We start from the raw sequence: 15,519 nt of genomic DNA, 5'->3' as shown, positions 1-15,519 counted from the left end.
TCACAGCCCCTCTGCGAGGGGGCCGAGCGCGAGCGCGGGCAGGAAGGTCAGCGCCACGAGGATCACCGTGACGCCGACGACCATCCCGACGAAGAGGGGTCGGTGGGTCGGCAGGGTGCCCTCGGAGGCGGGGGTGGGTTTCTGGCGCACCAGCGAACCGGCCAGCGCGAGCACGAAGATGATCGGCAGGAACCGGCCGAGCAACATGCACAGCCCGAGCGCGGTGTTCCACCAGGGCGTGTTCACCGTGATGCCGGCGAACGCGGAGCCGTTGTTGTTGCTCGCCGAGGTGAACGCGTAGAGCACCTCGGAGAGGCCGTGCGGGCCGACGTTCAACGCGGTCGAGTTGTTGCCCGTGGCGAAGGCGGCCGCGGTGCCGATCAGCACCAGGGCCGGAGTGATCAGGAAGTACAGCGAGGCGAGCTTGATCTCGCGGGAGCCGATCTTCTTGCCCAGGTACTCCGGGGTGCGGCCCACCATCAGTCCGGCCACGAACACGGTGACCACGGCGAGGACCAGCAGGCCGTAGAGGCCGGAGCCGACCCCGCCCGGGGCCACCTCGCCGAGCATCATGTTGATCATCGGCATCATCCCGCCGAGGGGGGTGTACGAGTCGTGGAACGAGTTCACCGCGCCGGTCGAGGTGAGCGTGGTGGCGGCGGCGAAGGTCGCCGAGTCCGACACGCCGAACCGGACGTCCTTGCCCTCCATGGCGGCGGCGACCGCCTGCGGCACGGTGCCGTGTCCGGCCAACTCGAAGATGTTGGTCAGGGTGACGCTGGCCAGCGCCAGGATCGCCATGACCGCGGCGATCGCGTAGCCCTGGCGGTGCTGCCCGACCATCCGGCCAAAGACCCGGGGCAGGCTGAACGGGATGACCAGGATCAGGAAGATCTCCAGCCAGTTCGTCCAGGTCGTCGGGTTCTCGAACGGGTGGGCGCTGTTCGTGTTGTAGAAGCCGCCACCGTTGGTGCCCAGCAGTTTGATCACTTCCTGGCTGGCCACCGGCCCGCCGGTGATCGTCTGGCTGCCGCCGGTCAGCGTGGTGACGTCGGTGCCGCCGGACAGGTTCTGCACCACCCCGCCGATCATCAGCGCCAGCGCGCCGAGCACGGCGATCGGCAGCAGGATCCGCAGCGTGATCCGGGTCAGGTCGACCCAGAAGTTGCCCAGTTCACCGGCCCGGCTGCGGGCGAACCCGCGGACCAGGGCGACCGCCACGGCGATGCCGACCGAGGCGGAGACGAAGTTCTGCACGGCCAGGCCGGCCATCTGCACCAGGTGGCCCATGGTCGACTCACCCGAGTACCACTGCCAGTTCGTGTTCGTCACGAACGAGACCGCGGTGTTCCAGGCACCGTGCGGGACCACCGGATCCAAGCCCAGCGAGAGCCACAGGTGGTTCTGCAGGCGCTGGAACCCGTACAGGAACAGGATCGACACGGCCGAGAAGGCCAGCACGCTGCGGGCGTACACGGCCCAGGTCTGCTCGGCGGCGGGGTTCACCCCGACCAGGCGGTAGACCACCCGCTCGACGCGCGACTGCCGGGTGCCGGAGACCACCCGGTACAGGTAGTCGCCGAACGGCTTGTGGACCGCGACGAGCGCCGCCACCAGGGACAGCAGGAAGACGATGCCGGCTGTTGTCATGGTCATCAGAAGCGTTCCGGGAACAGCAGGGCGACGACCATGAACGCGCCCAGGCCGATCGCCAGCACCAGCCCGACGGCGTTCACCGCGCTCACAGCTTCTCCACCCCTCGTACGACGAGGGCGAGCGCTGCGAACAGCCCCACCGTGATCAGCACGAACACCAGGTCAGACACGGCTGACTCCTCTTACGGACGTCCCCCGCGGCCGACTCCCGGCCGCGCCGGGCAATCACAACGCCCCTGCCAGCAGACGGACAGGGACCATAACGGGACCGTGACGGCGACCCGCGGTTTCTTGACGCGCTTTTCACGGCGCTCGTCCCAGAGGTGAACCCGGTCACCCGGCCGGGCCGGGTGGCACGAACATCCGCAGCGGCGGGGATCAGGGCGGTTTCACGCCCCGGTCCGGAAACCGGCCGGCGCGCCGCCAGCGGACGGTCGCCACCGCAGCGACGACCGCGAGCAGGACCAGCGCGCTGAGCGGCGAGGTACGCAGGACCAGGTTGGTGACCACGGCACCGGCCAGCAGGACGACCAGACCGAGCGCGGCGTACCGGGCGAGCCGGCGGGGATCCGGACCGTGAATCCGTCAGCCGTCGAGGCGGCGGACCATGTTCATGATCGTTTCGACCTGGTAGCCGCCCTTGATCGGGTAGTTGGTGGCGCCGAGGTAGCCCCACCAGTCCCAGCAGCCGTTCGGATTGGCTCCGGTCGCGATGGCCTGCGGGTAGAGCACGATCAGCCGGTTGGTGTCGGCGTACTGGTTGAGGTTCGCCCGGTCGACGAAGGCGGTGCCGATCTTGGCGTACCCCTGGGCACAGCCGTGCAGGGCGACCAGCAGCCGGCAGGTCTGGCCGGCGGCGCAGGCGCTCGGCACGTACGCGAAGCCGTTGGCGTCCATGCTCAGCCCGTTGGCCCAGCCGTTGGTCGCGAAGGTGTCCTGGCTGAACCGGATGAGCGTGCCGCCCAGCGGCCCGGTGTTCGGGGCGGACACCGAGCCGAGCAGCTTACCGAGGAAGCTGCCCTCCGGGTCGGTGCCGCAGTCGTTGAGGAACGGGGAGGCGGTCGCCGTGCAGCCGACCGTGCCGTACGGGGTGACCCAGGCGTGGCCCGCGGCGCTGCCGCTGTCGTAGCGGACGCTGGCGCCGAAGTCCTGGTAGTAGCGGACCAGATCGTCGGTGACGGACTTCTTCACGGTGTTGTCGTTGCCGCCGTGGTAGACGTACACCGGCTGGCCGGAGAGGTTGCCGGTGCCGTCGATCCAGCCGTACGACGCCCAGGTGCGGGTGTAGCTCTCCAGGGTGGACACGTACGTCGGGTAGATGTTGTCGCCGCAGCCGTAGAGCGCCTGGGCCACGTTGTTCTGGGCGCAGTAGTACGGGCCGGCGGCGAAGACGGCCGCGCCCCGGATCCGTGCCGAGTACGCGACCTGGAGCTGGGTGGCCAGGTACCCGCCGGAGGAGACCCCGGCGACGTACACGGCGGAGACCGGATAGCTGCGGAGCGAGCCGGCGACCGGGGTCTTGGTGTACGGGGTGCCCGCGGCCCGGGCGGCGGTGCCCCCGGGCAGGATCAGGAGCAGGGCCGCGGCGAGGGTGGTGGCGACTTTCCACGGTGTCTTCATGGCGTTCTCCCGTCGGAGCGCCGGCGGGACGGCCGGCGTGCCGGAACGCTAACGTGACATTGACCACAGCAGATATCCGTACGGCCGACACCTCCGGGACGGCGGCGGTGTGGGCTGCCCACCGGGTATTTCGGTTGGCGGTCGGCGGGATGACGGTTAGCGTCGCCGGGACGTCACTCCGACTTCTCGAAGAGGGTGTTTTGGTGCCCGTGCTGAGCGCGATCAAGCGAATCGACCTGACCCACGGACCCACCTTCTGGAGTGACGACATTGGATCTGCCACGTAGCTTCACCATCCGCGAGGGCGACCTTCGGATCATCAACCCGTTCGACGCCGGCAAGCTGGCCACGCTGGGCCGGGCGATCAAGCTCGAACCCGGCACGTCGATCCTCGACCTGTGCAGCGGCAAGGGCGAACTGCTCTGCACCTGGGCCCGGGACCACGGCGTCACCGGCACCGGGGTGGACATCAGCACCGTCAACACCGCCGCGGCCCGGGAACGCGCCGTCGAACTGGGCGTCGGGGACCGAGTCCGGTTCCTGCACGGCGACGCCGCGACGTACGTCGCGGCGGAGCCGGTCGACGTGGCCGCCTGCGTCGGCGCCACCTGGATCGGTGACGGCGTGCCCGGCACCCTGGAGATCCTCGAGCGCAGCCTGCGCCCCGGCGGAATGGTCCTGGTCGGAGAGCCGTACTGGCGGCTCGACCCGCCGGACGAGGAGGCCGTGGCCGGCTCCCACGCCCGGTCCCGGGACGCGTTCCGGGACCTGCCCGGGCTGGTCCGGCTCTTCGGCGAGTGTGGCTGGGACCTGGTCGAGATGGTCCTCGCCGACCAGGACAGCTGGGACCGGTACGCGGCGGCGCACTGGCTGAACCTGCGCCGCTGGCTGGACGCCAACCCCGACGACGAACTGGCCGGGGAACTGCGCCGGGAACTGACCGAGGACCCCCTGCGGTACGTCCGCTACCAGCGGGAGTACCTGGGTTGGGGAGTCTTCGCCCTGCTCCCGCGGTGATCGCGCCCGGGTCGGTTCCCCTGCCCGGGGGAGCCGGCCCGGGACGACGTTGCGCCGCCGTTGGGCGGCCGGACCGGCTCGGGCGGCTTAGCGGGCGGCCACCAGGGTAAGGCAGGATCATGGGACAGCTGCGCACGTCGCCGCCGCCACCACGGGCCACCGAATTGGAGCGGTGGAGCCTCGGCACCCCGGCCGAGCTGCGCGGCCTGCGGGCCTCGCTGCGCGACGCGCTGACCCGGCACGGCCTCACCCAGGGTGAGGATCTCGACGAGATCCCGCACCTCGTGGTGCTGGTCGCCACCGAACTGGCAACCAATGCTCTGCGGCACGGCATACCGCCGACCATCGTCACCCTGCTCGCCGCCGACGACTGCTTCATCCTCGACGTGGCCGACCACGACCTCAGCACGAGCCCCGACCTGAGCGACACCAGCCCGCTCGACTCGGGCGGTCGCGGGCTGCTGCTGGCCCAGTCGGTCTCCCTCGCCGTGGGGTGGTACGCGACCGGGGACACCAAGAACATCTGGGCCTCGTTTCCCCGCTGAGCACCGCGTCGATCTCCCGTCCGTCGCATGGCTCCGGTCCGGGCGGGACCACGGACGCCAGGACCGGACGGTTGACGGCCCGAGGTGAGGGCACTCACGGGCGGCGGCACCGGGTCCGCCGGTACCGTTCCTCCTCGGGCGCGCGACCCGCCGCGCCGCCGGCGAGTTGCGGCATGCCGCGCTGTCCCAGCTGCGGTGACGGCCCGAACTGCCGCACCCCGAGTGGATCACGACGCGCCCGCCGGACGACCCCGAGAAGAGGAGGGCCAGCGTGCCGGACGCCGAGCAGCTGCTCGCCGACGCCCTCGCGGCGGCGCGCGGCACCGACGTACGGGCGGCCGAACGCGCCCTCGACCGGCTGGTGGTCGGCGACGGCCCGGCGGTGGACGCGGTGCTGCTCGCCCGGCTGGCCCGGGGCGTCGGGCGGCTCTGGCCGCGGGGCTGGCAGCCGGTCGACCTGGACCGCATCGCGGCCCGGCGGCTGGCACCCCGGGGCGCGCAACTGCTCCGGGGCGTGCTGGCCGCCCAACGGCGGGCGCAGCCAGGCCCGGTCCCGCAGTGGTTCGACGACCAGCTCGCCGAGCTGGACGCGCGCTGGGACGGTGACGCCGGCTGGCTGGACCGCCGGGCCGGCGGCGACCGGATCACCGCGCTGCGGGACGCGGTCGACGCGGTCGGGCTGGTCGAGGCGCTGCCGCCGGTCGCGGTGCTCCGCCCGCCACCGGGCGGTCCGGCCGCCACCTCGCGGGCCGCCACACCGGCCACCGGCTCGCGGATGCTGGACCGGGTACGCGCCCTGCTGGCCAAGGCTGAGTCGACCACCTTCCCGGCCGAGGCGGAAGCGCTCACCGGGAAGGCGCAGGAGCTGATGGCCCGGCACAGCATCGACGCCGCCCTGCTCGACGCGACCGCCGCGCGGCCGGACCAGCCCAGCGGCGTCCGGCTCGGCACCGACGCCCCGTACGCGGCGGCGAAGGCGCTGCTGATCCAGGAGGTGGCGGCGGCGAACCGGTGCGAGTCGGTGTGGTCCGACGACCTCGGCTTCGCCACCGTGCTCGGCTTCCCGGCCGACCTGGCGGCGGTCGAGCTGCTGCACACCTCGCTGCTGGTGCAGGCCACCGCGGCGATGCTGCGCGGCCGGGGCGAGCGCCGCGCGGGCCGCGGCCGGCGCACCAAGGGCTACGACGAGTCCTTCCTCAACGCGTTCGCGCTGCGGATCGGGGAGCGGCTGCGGGCGGTCACCGCGGCGGCGGACCGGGAGGCGGCCGGGGAGCGCGGCGGTGATCGGCTGCTCCCGGTGCTCGCCGCTCGCTCGGACGCCGTCCGGGAGCGCGTCGACCAGCTCTTTCCCGGCGTCACCCGGCACCGACTCCAGGCGCGCGACGCCGAGGGCTGGACCTCGGGCACCTCGGCCGCCGACCGGGCCTCGCTGGAGGTCGGCGCCCCGGCACGCCGGGCGGTACGGCGGGGCCGCTGATTTTTTCGGGGAGGATGTCGGATCGGACGTGCCGGCTCCGACCCGTCTGCGAGAGGCGCCACCGCCGGTGGCCCGTACCCGAGGAGTGGACCGTGAAGTACATGCTGCTGATCTGGAACCGGCCCGGCTTCGTCGAGGAGCTGTCCGAGGCGGATCGGAACGCGATCTTCGGCGAGGTCGACGACATCATGAAGCGGCTGACCGAGTCCGGTGAACTGGTCGGCGGGGAGGCCCTGGCCCACCCGTCGCAGACCCGTACGGTCCGGACCGGCGCTGCCGGCGTCGAGATCACCGACGGGCCGTTCGTGGAGAGCAAGGAACAGTTCGCCGGCTACCTGATGGTCGACTGCGAGACCCCGGAGCGGGCCGCCGAGATCGCCGCGAACTGGCCGGACGTGCGGCGCGGATTCGGGGTGCTGGAGGTGCGTGCGGTGATGGAGCAGGCCGGGACGGAGATGTGACGTTCCCCGCCGTCGAGGACCTGTTGCGCACCCTCGCGCCGCAGGTCCTCGGCGTGCTCGTGCGCCGGCACGGCCAGTTCTACGCCTGCGAGGACGCCGTGCAGGAGGCACTGCTCGCCGCCGCCACGCAGTGGCCGGAGCAGGGCGTGCCGGACCACCCCCGCTCGTGGCTGCTCACCGTGGCGACCCGTCGGCTCACCGACGAGTGGCGCAGCGAGCGGGCTCGCCGGGACCGCGAGGTCGCGGTGGCGGTCCGCGAGCCGGCGTACGCGGCGGTCGCGCCGGCCGCCGACGAGGACCCGCCGAGTGCGGACGACACGCTGAAGCTGCTCTTCCTCTGCTGCCATCCGGCGCTCACCGGCTCCGCCCAGGTGGCACTCACGCTACGTGCGGTGGGCGGGCTGAGCACGGCCGAGATCGCCCGGGCGTACCTGGTGCCGGAGGCCACGATGAGCCAGCGGATCCGCCGGGCCAAGCAGCGGATCGAGGCGGCCGGCGCTCGCTTCGCGCTGCCCTCGGCCGCCGACCGCGACGAGCGGCTGCGGGCCGTGCTGCACGTGCTCTACCTGGTCTTCAACGAGGGGTACACCGCCTCCAGCGGCGGCGAACTGCACCGGGCGGAGCTGACCGGCGAGGCGATCCGACTGGCCCGGGAACTGCACCGGCTGCTGCCGGACGACGGCGAGGTCACCGGGCTGCTCGCGCTGATGCTGCTCACCGACGCACACCGGGCCGCCCGGACCGGCCCGGGCGGGGAACTGGTGCCGCTGACCGAGCAGGACCGCACCCGCTGGGACCGGAGCGGGATCGAGGAGGGCATCGCCCTGGTGACCGAGGCGCTGACCTGGTCGCCACCGGGTCCGTACCAGGTGCAGGCGGCGATCGCGGCGGTGCACGCCGAGGCGCCGTCGGCGGCGGAGACGGACTGGCCGCAGATCGTCGCGCTCTACCGGGTACTCGCCCGGATCGCGCCGAACCCGATGGTCACCCTCAACCAGGCCGCCGCGGTGGCCATGGTGGACGGTCCCCGGGCCGGGCTCGCCCTGCTGGCCCCGCTGGACTCGGACGACCGCACGGCCGGGCACCACCGGCTCGCCGCGGTCCGTGCCCACCTGCTGGAAATGGCCGGCGACCGGGACGAGGCGCGGGAGGCGTACCTGGCCGCCGCGCGCGCGACGACCAGCCTGCCCGAGCAGCGCTACCTGGAGGTACGCGCCGCGCGCCTGGCCGGGGGGCGCTGATTCGCAAACAGCGGCCCCCGGCCCAGCACACCGGTCAGGCCCGGCACTCCCGGGCCAGCCGCTGCGGGATCTCGACGAAGCTGGCGCTCAGCCACGTGACCGGCGCGGACGACTTCGCCCCGACGTCGATCCGCCGCGCCGCGTCCGTCACGAGCGCCTTGATCTCCGGATCCTGCGCCCGGGCGGCCTGCCGGCGTACGTCGTCGGCCAGGTCGGCGAGATTCGCCTTGACCTGGTCGTTGATCTGCTCCGGAGTGAGGTCCCGGCGGGTGGCCGCGGCGGAGTCGGCGGCGATCTCCTTGCTCTTGGCGATGATGAGCTTGTCGACCTCGGCACAGACCGCGGCGGTGTTGGCCGCGGTCACCGGTGACGGCGACGCGGTGGCGGTCGGGGCCGGCGCGGTGGCGGAGGCGGTCGGCGGGGCCGCCCAGCTGCGCGTCGACGCCCCGGTGTCCTCCTCCGGCGACGGCTGGCAGGCCGTGGCGAGGGCCGTCATGGTCACCAGGGCGGCGGCACGGATGGCGGCGGTACCCGACATGGTTCTCCCCGTACGGTCGTCGGCCGTCGGTGACGGCGCGTGGTCGACCGGGGCTCCGTCCTGGGCCGCCGTCCGCGCCCCGGCCAGATCGAGCGGCGACGGATCGAGTGTGCCAAGGATCCGGCGCGACCGCCGGACGCGGTCGGCGCGCGGCACGCCGGGCCGGCGGGATGCCGGTGAGCGAGGCGCCGCCGCCGGCCCCGGGCGGATCGGGACCGGCGGCGGGTGCGGAGGTCAGCCGACGGGCCGGAAGCGCCGCAGCCGGAGGCTGTTCGCCACCACGAAGACCGACGAGAAGGCCATCGCGGCACCGGCGATCATCGGGTTGAGCAGGCCGGCGGCGGCCAGCGGCAGCGCCGCCACGTTGTAGGCGAAGGCCCAGAACAGGTTGCCCTTGATGATGCCGAGGGTGCGCCGGGAGAGCCTGATGGCGTCCACGGCCGCCATCAGGTCACCCCGGACCAGGGTCAGGTCGGACGCCTCGATCGCCACGTCGGTGCCGGTGCCCATGGCCAGCCCGAGGTCGGCCTGGGCCAGGGCGGCGGCGTCGTTGATGCCGTCCCCCACCATCGCGACCGTCCGCCCCTCGGCCTGGAGGCGCTGCACCACCTCGACCTTGTCGGCCGGCAGCACCTCGGCGATCACCTGGTCGATGCCGACCTCGGCGGCCACCGCCTTCGCGACGGTGGTGTTGTCGCCGGTGAGCAGCACCGGGGTGAGCCCGAGTTCGCGCAGCCGGGCGATGGCCGCCGCGCTGGTCGGCTTCACCACGTCGGCCACCGCCAGCACGCCACGGGCCCGGCCGTCCCAGCCGGCCAGGACCGCCGTCCGGCCGGCGGCCTCCGCCTCGGTCGCCGCCCGCACGACCTCCTCGGGTACGTCCAGACCCCGCTCCCGCAGCAGCCGGAGCCGCCCGACGACCACGTCCCGGTCGTCGACCGAGCCGGCCACGCCGAGCCCTTCCGCGTTGGCGAAGCCGGTGACCGGGGGCACCGGGCCGGCCCCCGCGGCACCGTCGGCGATCGCCCGGGCGATCGGGTGCTCGGAGGCGGCCTCCAGCGCGCCGGCCAACTGGAGCAACTCGTCGGCGTCCTGACCGGCGGCCGGGAGCACGTCGACCAGGGTCATCCTGCCGGTGGTTACCGTGCCGGTCTTGTCCAGCACCACCGTGTCGACCTGGCGGGTCGACTCCAGCACCTCGGGGCCCTTGATCAGGATGCCGAGCTGGGCACCCCGCCCGGTGCCGACCAGCAGCGCGGTCGGGGTGGCCAGGCCGAGGGCGCACGGGCAGGCGATGATCAGGACGGCCACCGCGGCGGTGAACGCCGCCGTCGTCCCCGCCCCGGTGCCGAACCACCAGCCCAGCGTGCCGGCGGCCAGGGCGATCACGATCGGCACGAAGACCCCGGAGATCCGGTCGGCGAGCCGCTGCACGGCCGCCTTGCCGGTCTGCGCCGCCTCGACCAGCCTGGCCATCTGGGCCAGCTGGGTGTCCCCGCCGATCCGGGTGGCCCGCACGACCAGCCGGCCGCCGGCGTTGACGGTGGCGCCGACGACGGTGGCGCCGGGCCCGACCTCGACCGGGACCGACTCGCCGGTGAGCATGCTGGCGTCGACGGCCGAGGTGCCCTCCTCGACCACGCCGTCGGTGGCGATCTTCTCGCCGGGCCGGACCACGAACCGGTCCCCGACCACGAGCTGGTCCACCGGGATCCGGTTCTCCCGGTCGCCACGAAGCACCGCGACGTCCTTGGCGCCCAGCTCGAGCAGGGCGCGCAGGGCGGCGCCGGCGGTCCGCTTGGACCGGGCCTCGAAGTAACGGCCGGCGAGGATGAAGGCGGTGACCCCGGCCGCCGCCTCCAGGTAGATGTTGCCGGCGCCGTCGCCGCGGGTGATGTCGAAGCGGAACGGGTGCACCATCCCGGGCATCCCGGCGTCACCCAGGAAGAGCGCCCAGAGCGACCAGCCGAACGCGGCGAGGGTGCCGAGCGACACCAGGGTGTCCATGGTCGCCGCGCCGTGCCGCAGGTTGATCCAGGCGGCCCGGTGGAACGGCAGCCCGCCGTAGACCACGACCGGGGCGGCCAGTGTCAACGACAGCCACTGCCAGTAGGTGAATTGCCAGGCGGGCACCATGGCGAGCAGGATCACCGGCACGGCCAGCGCGACCGAGACCCACAGCCGGGTACGCAGCCCGCGCAGCTCGTCCACCGGCTCGGCGGTCGCCTCGGCCCGGGACTGGGCCGGCGGGGGCGGTACGGCTGCCGTGTAGCCGGTCTTCTCCACCGTGGCGATCAGGTCGTCCGGCGTCACGTCGTCGGCGTACCGGACGGTGGCCTTCTCGGTGGCGTAGTTGACCGTGGCCTCGACGCCGTCCATCCGGTTGAGCTTCTTCTCGATGCGGGCGGCGCAGGAGGCGCAGGTCATGCCGCCGATCGCGAGTTCGATCTGGTTCGGCGCGACCGGCAGGGACGAAGAGCCCGCGCTCTTGGCGGTCGATGTCATCGCGGCACCTCCGGTCAATTGTGCCCGTGACCCGGGGTGCCGTGGTCGGCCTCCGGGGTCGGTGTGGTGGTCGGGGCCGGCGCGCCCGTCGCCGGCGTGCCCGGGTCGCCGGTCACGACGGTGAACTCCGCGGTGTGCACCGCGTCGCCGTGCCGGAAGTCCAGGTAGAGGCGGTACGTCCCGGCCGAGGGCACCTCGGCGGAGAAGGTGACCGCCGGGCCGGCCGCGGTCCGCCCGTCACCGGGCGTGCCCTCCGGATGCACGTGCAGGTAGGCCAGGTCGCCCTGCCGCAGCGCCACCAGGTGCCCGTACGCCCCGAGGTAGGGCTGGAGGTCGGTGACCGGCCGGCCGTCCCGGCTCACGGTCAGGGTGAGCTGGCTGGTGCGGCCCGGCTGCGGGGTGCCGCCGAGGGTGACGGTGTAGCCGTCGACGGTGGTGCTGGTGGCGGGCGCCGGCAGCGGCCGGTCTGCCAGCGTGCCGGGGACCGTGACGTCGACCCCGAGCGTCAGCGGCACGCCGCCGGTCGGGGTGAAGTCGGCGAACGCCCGCCAGGTGCCGGCGCCGGCGAGCGGCGAGGCGACCCGCCAGGTGCCGTCGGGGGCCAACTCGGGGTGGACGTGCCGGAACCCGGAGAGGTCACGCCGGGCGACGATCAGGTGCATGCGCTTGTCGTGCGCCACGTCGTAGCGGGTGACCGGCCGGCCGTCGGGGCCGGTGATCCGGAAGGCGAACTCGCCGGCCGGGGCGCTCACCGGCTGCAGCGTGTAGCCGCGGTCGGAGACGAGCAGCCCGCCGGGCAGGTGGTCGGTGGCGGCCGTCGCGTGGCCGGCGTCGCCGTGACCTCCGTCACCGTGGTCGCCGTCGGTGGTGTCGTGCGGGGTCGCGGCGGGCGGGGCGACGGGGCCGGCCAGGTGACCGACCCCGTACGCCGCGCCGAACACCGCCGCGAGGCCGAGGGCGAAGCCGCTCAGCTTCGTCGTCGTGTTCATGGGGTACCTCGGTTCCTTCGGGTCCGCGGACCCGTCACGCCCCGACGAGGTCGTAGCCGGCCTCGTCCACGGCGGCGCGGACGGCGTCCGTGGCCAACGGGCTCTCACTGGTGACGGTGACCTGGCCGGAGGCCAGGTCGACCTGGACGTCCGTGACGCCCGGGATGGCGCTCACCTCGGTGCTGACCGAGCTGACGCAGTGCCCGCAGGTCATGCCCTGGACCTGGTATGTGGTGGTGACCATCGCAACTCCCCTCTCGCCGCCCCCACCCTATACCCCCGGGGGGTAATTGGTGGAGAGACCACTGCCACTACTGTACCGCTACCCCGTGGGGGTATCAGCCAACGAAGAGGACCGTACCATACCCCCGAGGGGTACGCTATCCTGGACGCCATGACCGCACCGACGACCCCGACCCGGGGCTACACCGCCAGCAAGGACCAGCTGCTCGCGCGGCTCCGCCGTATCGAGGGCCAGGTCCGCGGCATCGAGAAGATGGTCGAGGACGACCGCTACTGCATCGACGTGCTGACCCAGATCTCCGCCATCCAGGCCGCCCTGGACAAGGTCGGCCTCGGCCTGCTCGACGGGCACGCGCGGCACTGCATGCACGAGGGTGCGGCCGAGGGCCGCGCCGACGAGATGGCCACCGAGATGATGGCCGCCGTCGGCCGGCTGATGAAGCGCGGCTGACCAGGCCCGTTGGGGGCCGGACGGCGCGTCCGGCCCCCAACGGCTGCGCGTCAGCGCCCGTCGAGCAGCTTCCTCATGCTGTCGATCTCGGCCCGTTGGGCGTCGACGATCCGCTGGGCGAGCGCCCTGGCCTCGGGGTTGGCGCCCCCGGTCAGCTCCGCCTGCGCCATCGTGAGCGCGCCCTCGTGGTGGGCGATCATCATGGTCAGGAACTGCCGGTCGAAGTCGGCCCCGGACGACGCCTTCAGCGTCGCCAGGTCGGCGTCGGACATCATCCCGGGCATGCCGTGGTCCATCCCCGGCATGCCGTGGCCGGCACTGGCCGGAGGCACCGGCCGGCCCCACGCGCTGAGCCAGTCGGTCATGCTGGCGATCTCCGGCGCCTGGGCCGCCTTGATCTGCCCGGCCAACCTCCGCACCTCGGGGTCGGCGGCCCGGTCGTCGGCCAGCTCGGCCATCGCCACGGCCTGCCGGTGGTGCGGGATCATCATCTGGGCGAACGTCACGTCCGCGTCGCCGAAGGAGGCCCCCGGGGAGGGCGATCCCGTAACGGGCGTGTCGTGGCCGGCGCCGGCGGTCGAGTGGTCGCCACCGCCACAGCCGGTGAGGGCGAGCGCGGCGGCTACGGTCGCGCTGGCCAGGGCGGCCCGACGCGCGAGGGTACGAGTGGACATGGAACAGCCTTTCGGTGTCGAAACGTACGCAGCGGACGGCGGACGCGGGTGACCGGTCTTCCGGTCCTCCCGCGCCGGGCGTCCTATCTGCGCAGCACCGACACCGCCGCCAGGCGCAGCCCGTACGGTCGGGGCGGCGGGGCGCGCGGTCCTGGGGCGGCCCCGAGGGCCACCCTGGCGGCCGGCCCGTAGGTCCGGGACCCGGCCCGCAGCAGCAGGGCGACCAGCAGCGTGACGGCGAACGCGCCGAGCACGGCCAGGCAGATGCTCCAGCCGGACCGGTCGCCGCCGGGATCACCCAGCGGGAGCAGCCGGGCCTGGGCGTCCGCCGGCGGGAGCACCCGGGCCGGGCCGCAGCCGTCACCGTGGCAGTCGCCGGCCATGCCGGCCACCGCGGCCGGCAGGGCGGCGGGACCGGCCACCGCGGCCGGCGGGGCGCCGTGGTTGGCCGCCGCGTGGTCCCCCGGGCCGCCGGAGGCGTGCGTGCCGTGGCCGAGAGTGTGCATGGCGGTCAGGCCGACCAGGGTGCAGAGCAGCAGCAGGAGCCGGACCCACGGTCCGGTCGTCACCGCTGGCGCCGTACGCACGAGAACCACGCTAGTGGGTGCGGCGGGCCGGGCCGGCAGGAACCACCGGAGATCGCTCATCGCCTGCGTCGCGCCCCGGGCCTGGCTACCATTCCCGGCGGCGACCGGCCTGCACTCCCCGGCCGACGCCAGCGCCGGCCCGGTGAACCGACCAGCCCGGTGACACGTATCGCGCTGTGACTCGTTGGGAGACACGCCATGGGCGCCGACCACACCCGTCCCGCTCCGCCCGCCCCGACCGGGGTGCGACGGATCCTCGTCGCGACGGTGGTGCCGCTGTTCCTGGTGACCGTGGTCGCCGCGCTGGTGCTGTGGCCGCGGGACAGCCGGGAGCCGACAGGTGGCGCGGACCTGCCGCGTTACCACGGCACGGTGACCCGGGTGGTGACCGAGCCGTGCCCGCCGACGCCGGAGGGCGGCACCGGCCAGGCCACGGGGCCGTGCGGAACCGCGACGGTCGCCGCCGAGCAGGGCCCGGACGCCGGCCGGCAGGTCGAAGCACCCCTCCCGTCCGGTCCCGGGGCATCCCGGATCGAGGTCGGCGACAAGATCATCCTCGTCGAGCTGATGGACCCGGCCGACCCGACGATCAAGACCTACAACATCGCCGAGCACCAGCGCGGCACGCCGCTGGTCTGGCTGGCCGTGCTGTTCGCCGTCGCCATCGTGGCGTTCGGGCGCTGGCGCGGACTGGCCGCGCTGGGCGGCCTGGTGGCGAGCTTCGCCGTGCTGCTCGGTTTCGTGCTGCCCGGGATCGGCGCCGGCCAGCCGCCGCTGCTGGTGGCGATCGTCGGCGCCGCGCTGATCATGTTTGTGGTGCTCTACCTGACCCACGGGATCACCGCCGAAACCTCGGTGGCGGTGCTCGGCACCCTGGGCAGCCTGGTGCTGACCGGCATCCTCGGCACCCTGGCCACCGCGGCCACCCACCTGACCGGCTACGGCAGCGAGGACGCCACCACGCTGTCGATGTTCCAGCAGAACGTCGACCTGCACGGGTTGCTCCTGGCCGGCATCATCATCGGCTCGCTCGGCGTGCTGGACGACGTCACCGTCACCCAGGCGGCCACGGTCACCGAGCTGGCGAACGCGAACCCGGGGCTGTCCCGGATGCAGCTCTACCGGGCGGCCACCCGGGTGGGCCGCGCCCACATCGCCTCCACCGTCAACACCATCGTGCTGGCGTACGCGGGCGCGTCGCTGCCGCTGCTGCTCCTGCTGGTCGCCGACTCGCGACCGGTGGGCGAGATCCTCACCAGCGAGTTCATGGCGCAGGAGATCGTCCGGAGCGCGGTGGCCACGCTCGGCCTGATCGCCGCCGTACCGCTGACCACCGGTCTGGCGGCGGTGGTCCGGACCGCCGGACGGGCCGGCGCCGCGACGGACGCCGGAGCCCGCCCGCCGTCGTCCCGGCCGCCGGCCGAACGGCACGACGCGCTGGAGGCACTCGGCGGTGCGGCCGCCGGACGATCCGGACCGGAGAGGAGCACGGAAGCGGCATGGTGACACTCCGCAG

Annotated in this window: 17 protein-coding genes; 7 read left to right on the top strand and 10 right to left on the bottom strand. The window is 73.6% G+C overall.

All coding sequences use genetic code 11. The annotated features are described in order from the left end of the window. The 4 genes from kdpA to ACFYML_RS11850 form a co-directional block, all read right to left on the bottom strand. Positions 1–1,656 carry a potassium-transporting ATPase subunit KdpA gene (gene kdpA, locus ACFYML_RS11865; RefSeq protein WP_387420553.1) on the bottom strand — a complete coding sequence of 552 codons (1,656 nt, stop codon included), beginning with the start codon at positions 1,654–1,656 and terminating at the stop codon, positions 1–3. Next, a complete protein-coding gene (kdpF, locus tag ACFYML_RS11860; protein ID WP_357442282.1) occupies positions 1,656–1,745 on the bottom strand; it encodes a K(+)-transporting ATPase subunit F in 90 nt (29 codons plus the stop codon). The genes kdpA and kdpF overlap by 1 nt, the downstream gene beginning before the upstream one ends. Before the next feature lie 288 nt (positions 1,746–2,033). Continuing rightward, positions 2,034–2,165 carry a hypothetical protein gene (locus ACFYML_RS11855; protein WP_387420552.1) on the bottom strand — a complete coding sequence of 44 codons (132 nt, stop codon included), beginning with the start codon at positions 2,163–2,165 and terminating at the stop codon, positions 2,034–2,036. 75 nt (positions 2,166–2,240) lie between these two features. Continuing rightward, positions 2,241–3,275 carry a poly(3-hydroxybutyrate) depolymerase gene (locus ACFYML_RS11850; protein ID WP_387420551.1) on the bottom strand — a complete coding sequence of 345 codons (1,035 nt, stop codon included), beginning with the start codon at positions 3,273–3,275 and terminating at the stop codon, positions 2,241–2,243. A gap of 261 nt (positions 3,276–3,536) precedes the next feature. On the opposite strand from ACFYML_RS11850, the gene ACFYML_RS11845 reads away from it, so the two are divergent. The 5 genes from ACFYML_RS11845 to ACFYML_RS11825 all read left to right on the top strand — a co-directional run bounded on the left by ACFYML_RS11845 (position 3,537) and on the right by ACFYML_RS11825 (position 8,016). Next, entirely contained in the window at positions 3,537–4,292 is a 756-nt protein-coding gene (locus ACFYML_RS11845; protein ID WP_387420550.1) for an SAM-dependent methyltransferase, read from the top strand. 119 nt (positions 4,293–4,411) lie between these two features. Further along, positions 4,412–4,837 carry an ATP-binding protein gene (locus tag ACFYML_RS11840; protein ID WP_387420549.1) on the top strand — a complete coding sequence of 142 codons (426 nt, stop codon included), beginning with the start codon at positions 4,412–4,414 and terminating at the stop codon, positions 4,835–4,837. A 271-nt stretch (positions 4,838–5,108) separates the two neighbouring features. Beyond that, positions 5,109–6,314, top strand: coding sequence for a DUF2786 domain-containing protein (locus tag ACFYML_RS11835; RefSeq protein ID WP_387420548.1), 1,206 nt, complete (start codon positions 5,109–5,111; stop codon positions 6,312–6,314). A 101-nt stretch (positions 6,315–6,415) separates the two neighbouring features. Beyond that, positions 6,416–6,775, top strand: a complete 360-nt coding sequence (locus ACFYML_RS11830; RefSeq protein ID WP_387420575.1) for a YciI family protein — start codon at positions 6,416–6,418, stop codon at positions 6,773–6,775. Next, positions 6,772–8,016 (top strand): RNA polymerase sigma factor, encoded by a 1,245-nt coding sequence (locus ACFYML_RS11825; RefSeq protein WP_387420547.1) that lies wholly within the window; start codon positions 6,772–6,774, stop codon positions 8,014–8,016. Before ACFYML_RS11830 ends, ACFYML_RS11825 begins: the two co-directional genes overlap by 4 nt. A 34-nt stretch (positions 8,017–8,050) precedes the next feature. Here the strand turns inward: ACFYML_RS11825 and ACFYML_RS11820 are convergent, their stop codons facing one another. The 4 genes from ACFYML_RS11820 to ACFYML_RS11805 form a co-directional block, all read right to left on the bottom strand. Next, the gene (locus ACFYML_RS11820; RefSeq protein ID WP_387420546.1) at positions 8,051–8,554 is read right to left on the bottom strand and encodes a hypothetical protein; all 504 of its coding nucleotides are present in this window, start codon (positions 8,552–8,554) and stop codon (positions 8,051–8,053) included. A 234-nt stretch (positions 8,555–8,788) separates the two neighbouring features. After that, a complete protein-coding gene (locus ACFYML_RS11815) occupies positions 8,789–11,059 on the bottom strand; it encodes a heavy metal translocating P-type ATPase (protein WP_387420545.1) in 2,271 nt (756 codons plus the stop codon). A 14-nt stretch (positions 11,060–11,073) separates the two neighbouring features. After that, on the bottom strand, positions 11,074–12,048 hold the full coding sequence (locus tag ACFYML_RS11810) for a hypothetical protein (protein WP_387420544.1): 975 nt from the start codon (positions 12,046–12,048) through the stop codon (positions 11,074–11,076). A gap of 34 nt (positions 12,049–12,082) precedes the next feature. Then, positions 12,083–12,292 carry a heavy-metal-associated domain-containing protein gene (locus ACFYML_RS11805; RefSeq protein ID WP_387420543.1) on the bottom strand — a complete coding sequence of 70 codons (210 nt, stop codon included), beginning with the start codon at positions 12,290–12,292 and terminating at the stop codon, positions 12,083–12,085. Between the two features lie 150 nt (positions 12,293–12,442). Between ACFYML_RS11805 and ACFYML_RS11800 the strand changes: the two genes are divergently transcribed. Beyond that, the gene (locus ACFYML_RS11800; RefSeq protein ID WP_046568942.1) at positions 12,443–12,742 is read left to right on the top strand and encodes a metal-sensitive transcriptional regulator; all 300 of its coding nucleotides are present in this window, start codon (positions 12,443–12,445) and stop codon (positions 12,740–12,742) included. Between the two features lie 50 nt (positions 12,743–12,792). On the opposite strand, the gene ACFYML_RS11795 is transcribed toward ACFYML_RS11800, so the two are convergent. After that, positions 12,793–13,416: a DUF305 domain-containing protein gene (locus ACFYML_RS11795; protein WP_387420542.1), complete on the bottom strand. Its 624-nt coding sequence runs from the start codon at positions 13,414–13,416 to the stop codon at positions 12,793–12,795. An 83-nt stretch (positions 13,417–13,499) separates the two neighbouring features. Continuing rightward, positions 13,500–14,003, bottom strand: a complete 504-nt coding sequence (locus ACFYML_RS11790; RefSeq protein ID WP_387420541.1) for a hypothetical protein — start codon at positions 14,001–14,003, stop codon at positions 13,500–13,502. Between the two features lie 198 nt (positions 14,004–14,201). Here ACFYML_RS11790 and ACFYML_RS11785 point away from each other — a divergent pair, with 198 nt between their 5' ends. Further along, positions 14,202–15,509, top strand: coding sequence for a YibE/F family protein (locus ACFYML_RS11785; RefSeq protein WP_387420540.1), 1,308 nt, complete (start codon positions 14,202–14,204; stop codon positions 15,507–15,509). The last annotated feature ends 10 nt before the right edge of the window (positions 15,510–15,519 follow it).

The organism is Micromonospora sp. NPDC007230 (assembly GCF_042869115.1).
In the GTDB taxonomy this organism is placed as follows: domain Bacteria; phylum Actinomycetota; class Actinomycetes; order Mycobacteriales; family Micromonosporaceae; genus Micromonospora.
Note: the sequence above shows the minus strand (reverse complement) of the source record. Positions and strands in the feature narration are given on the sequence as shown.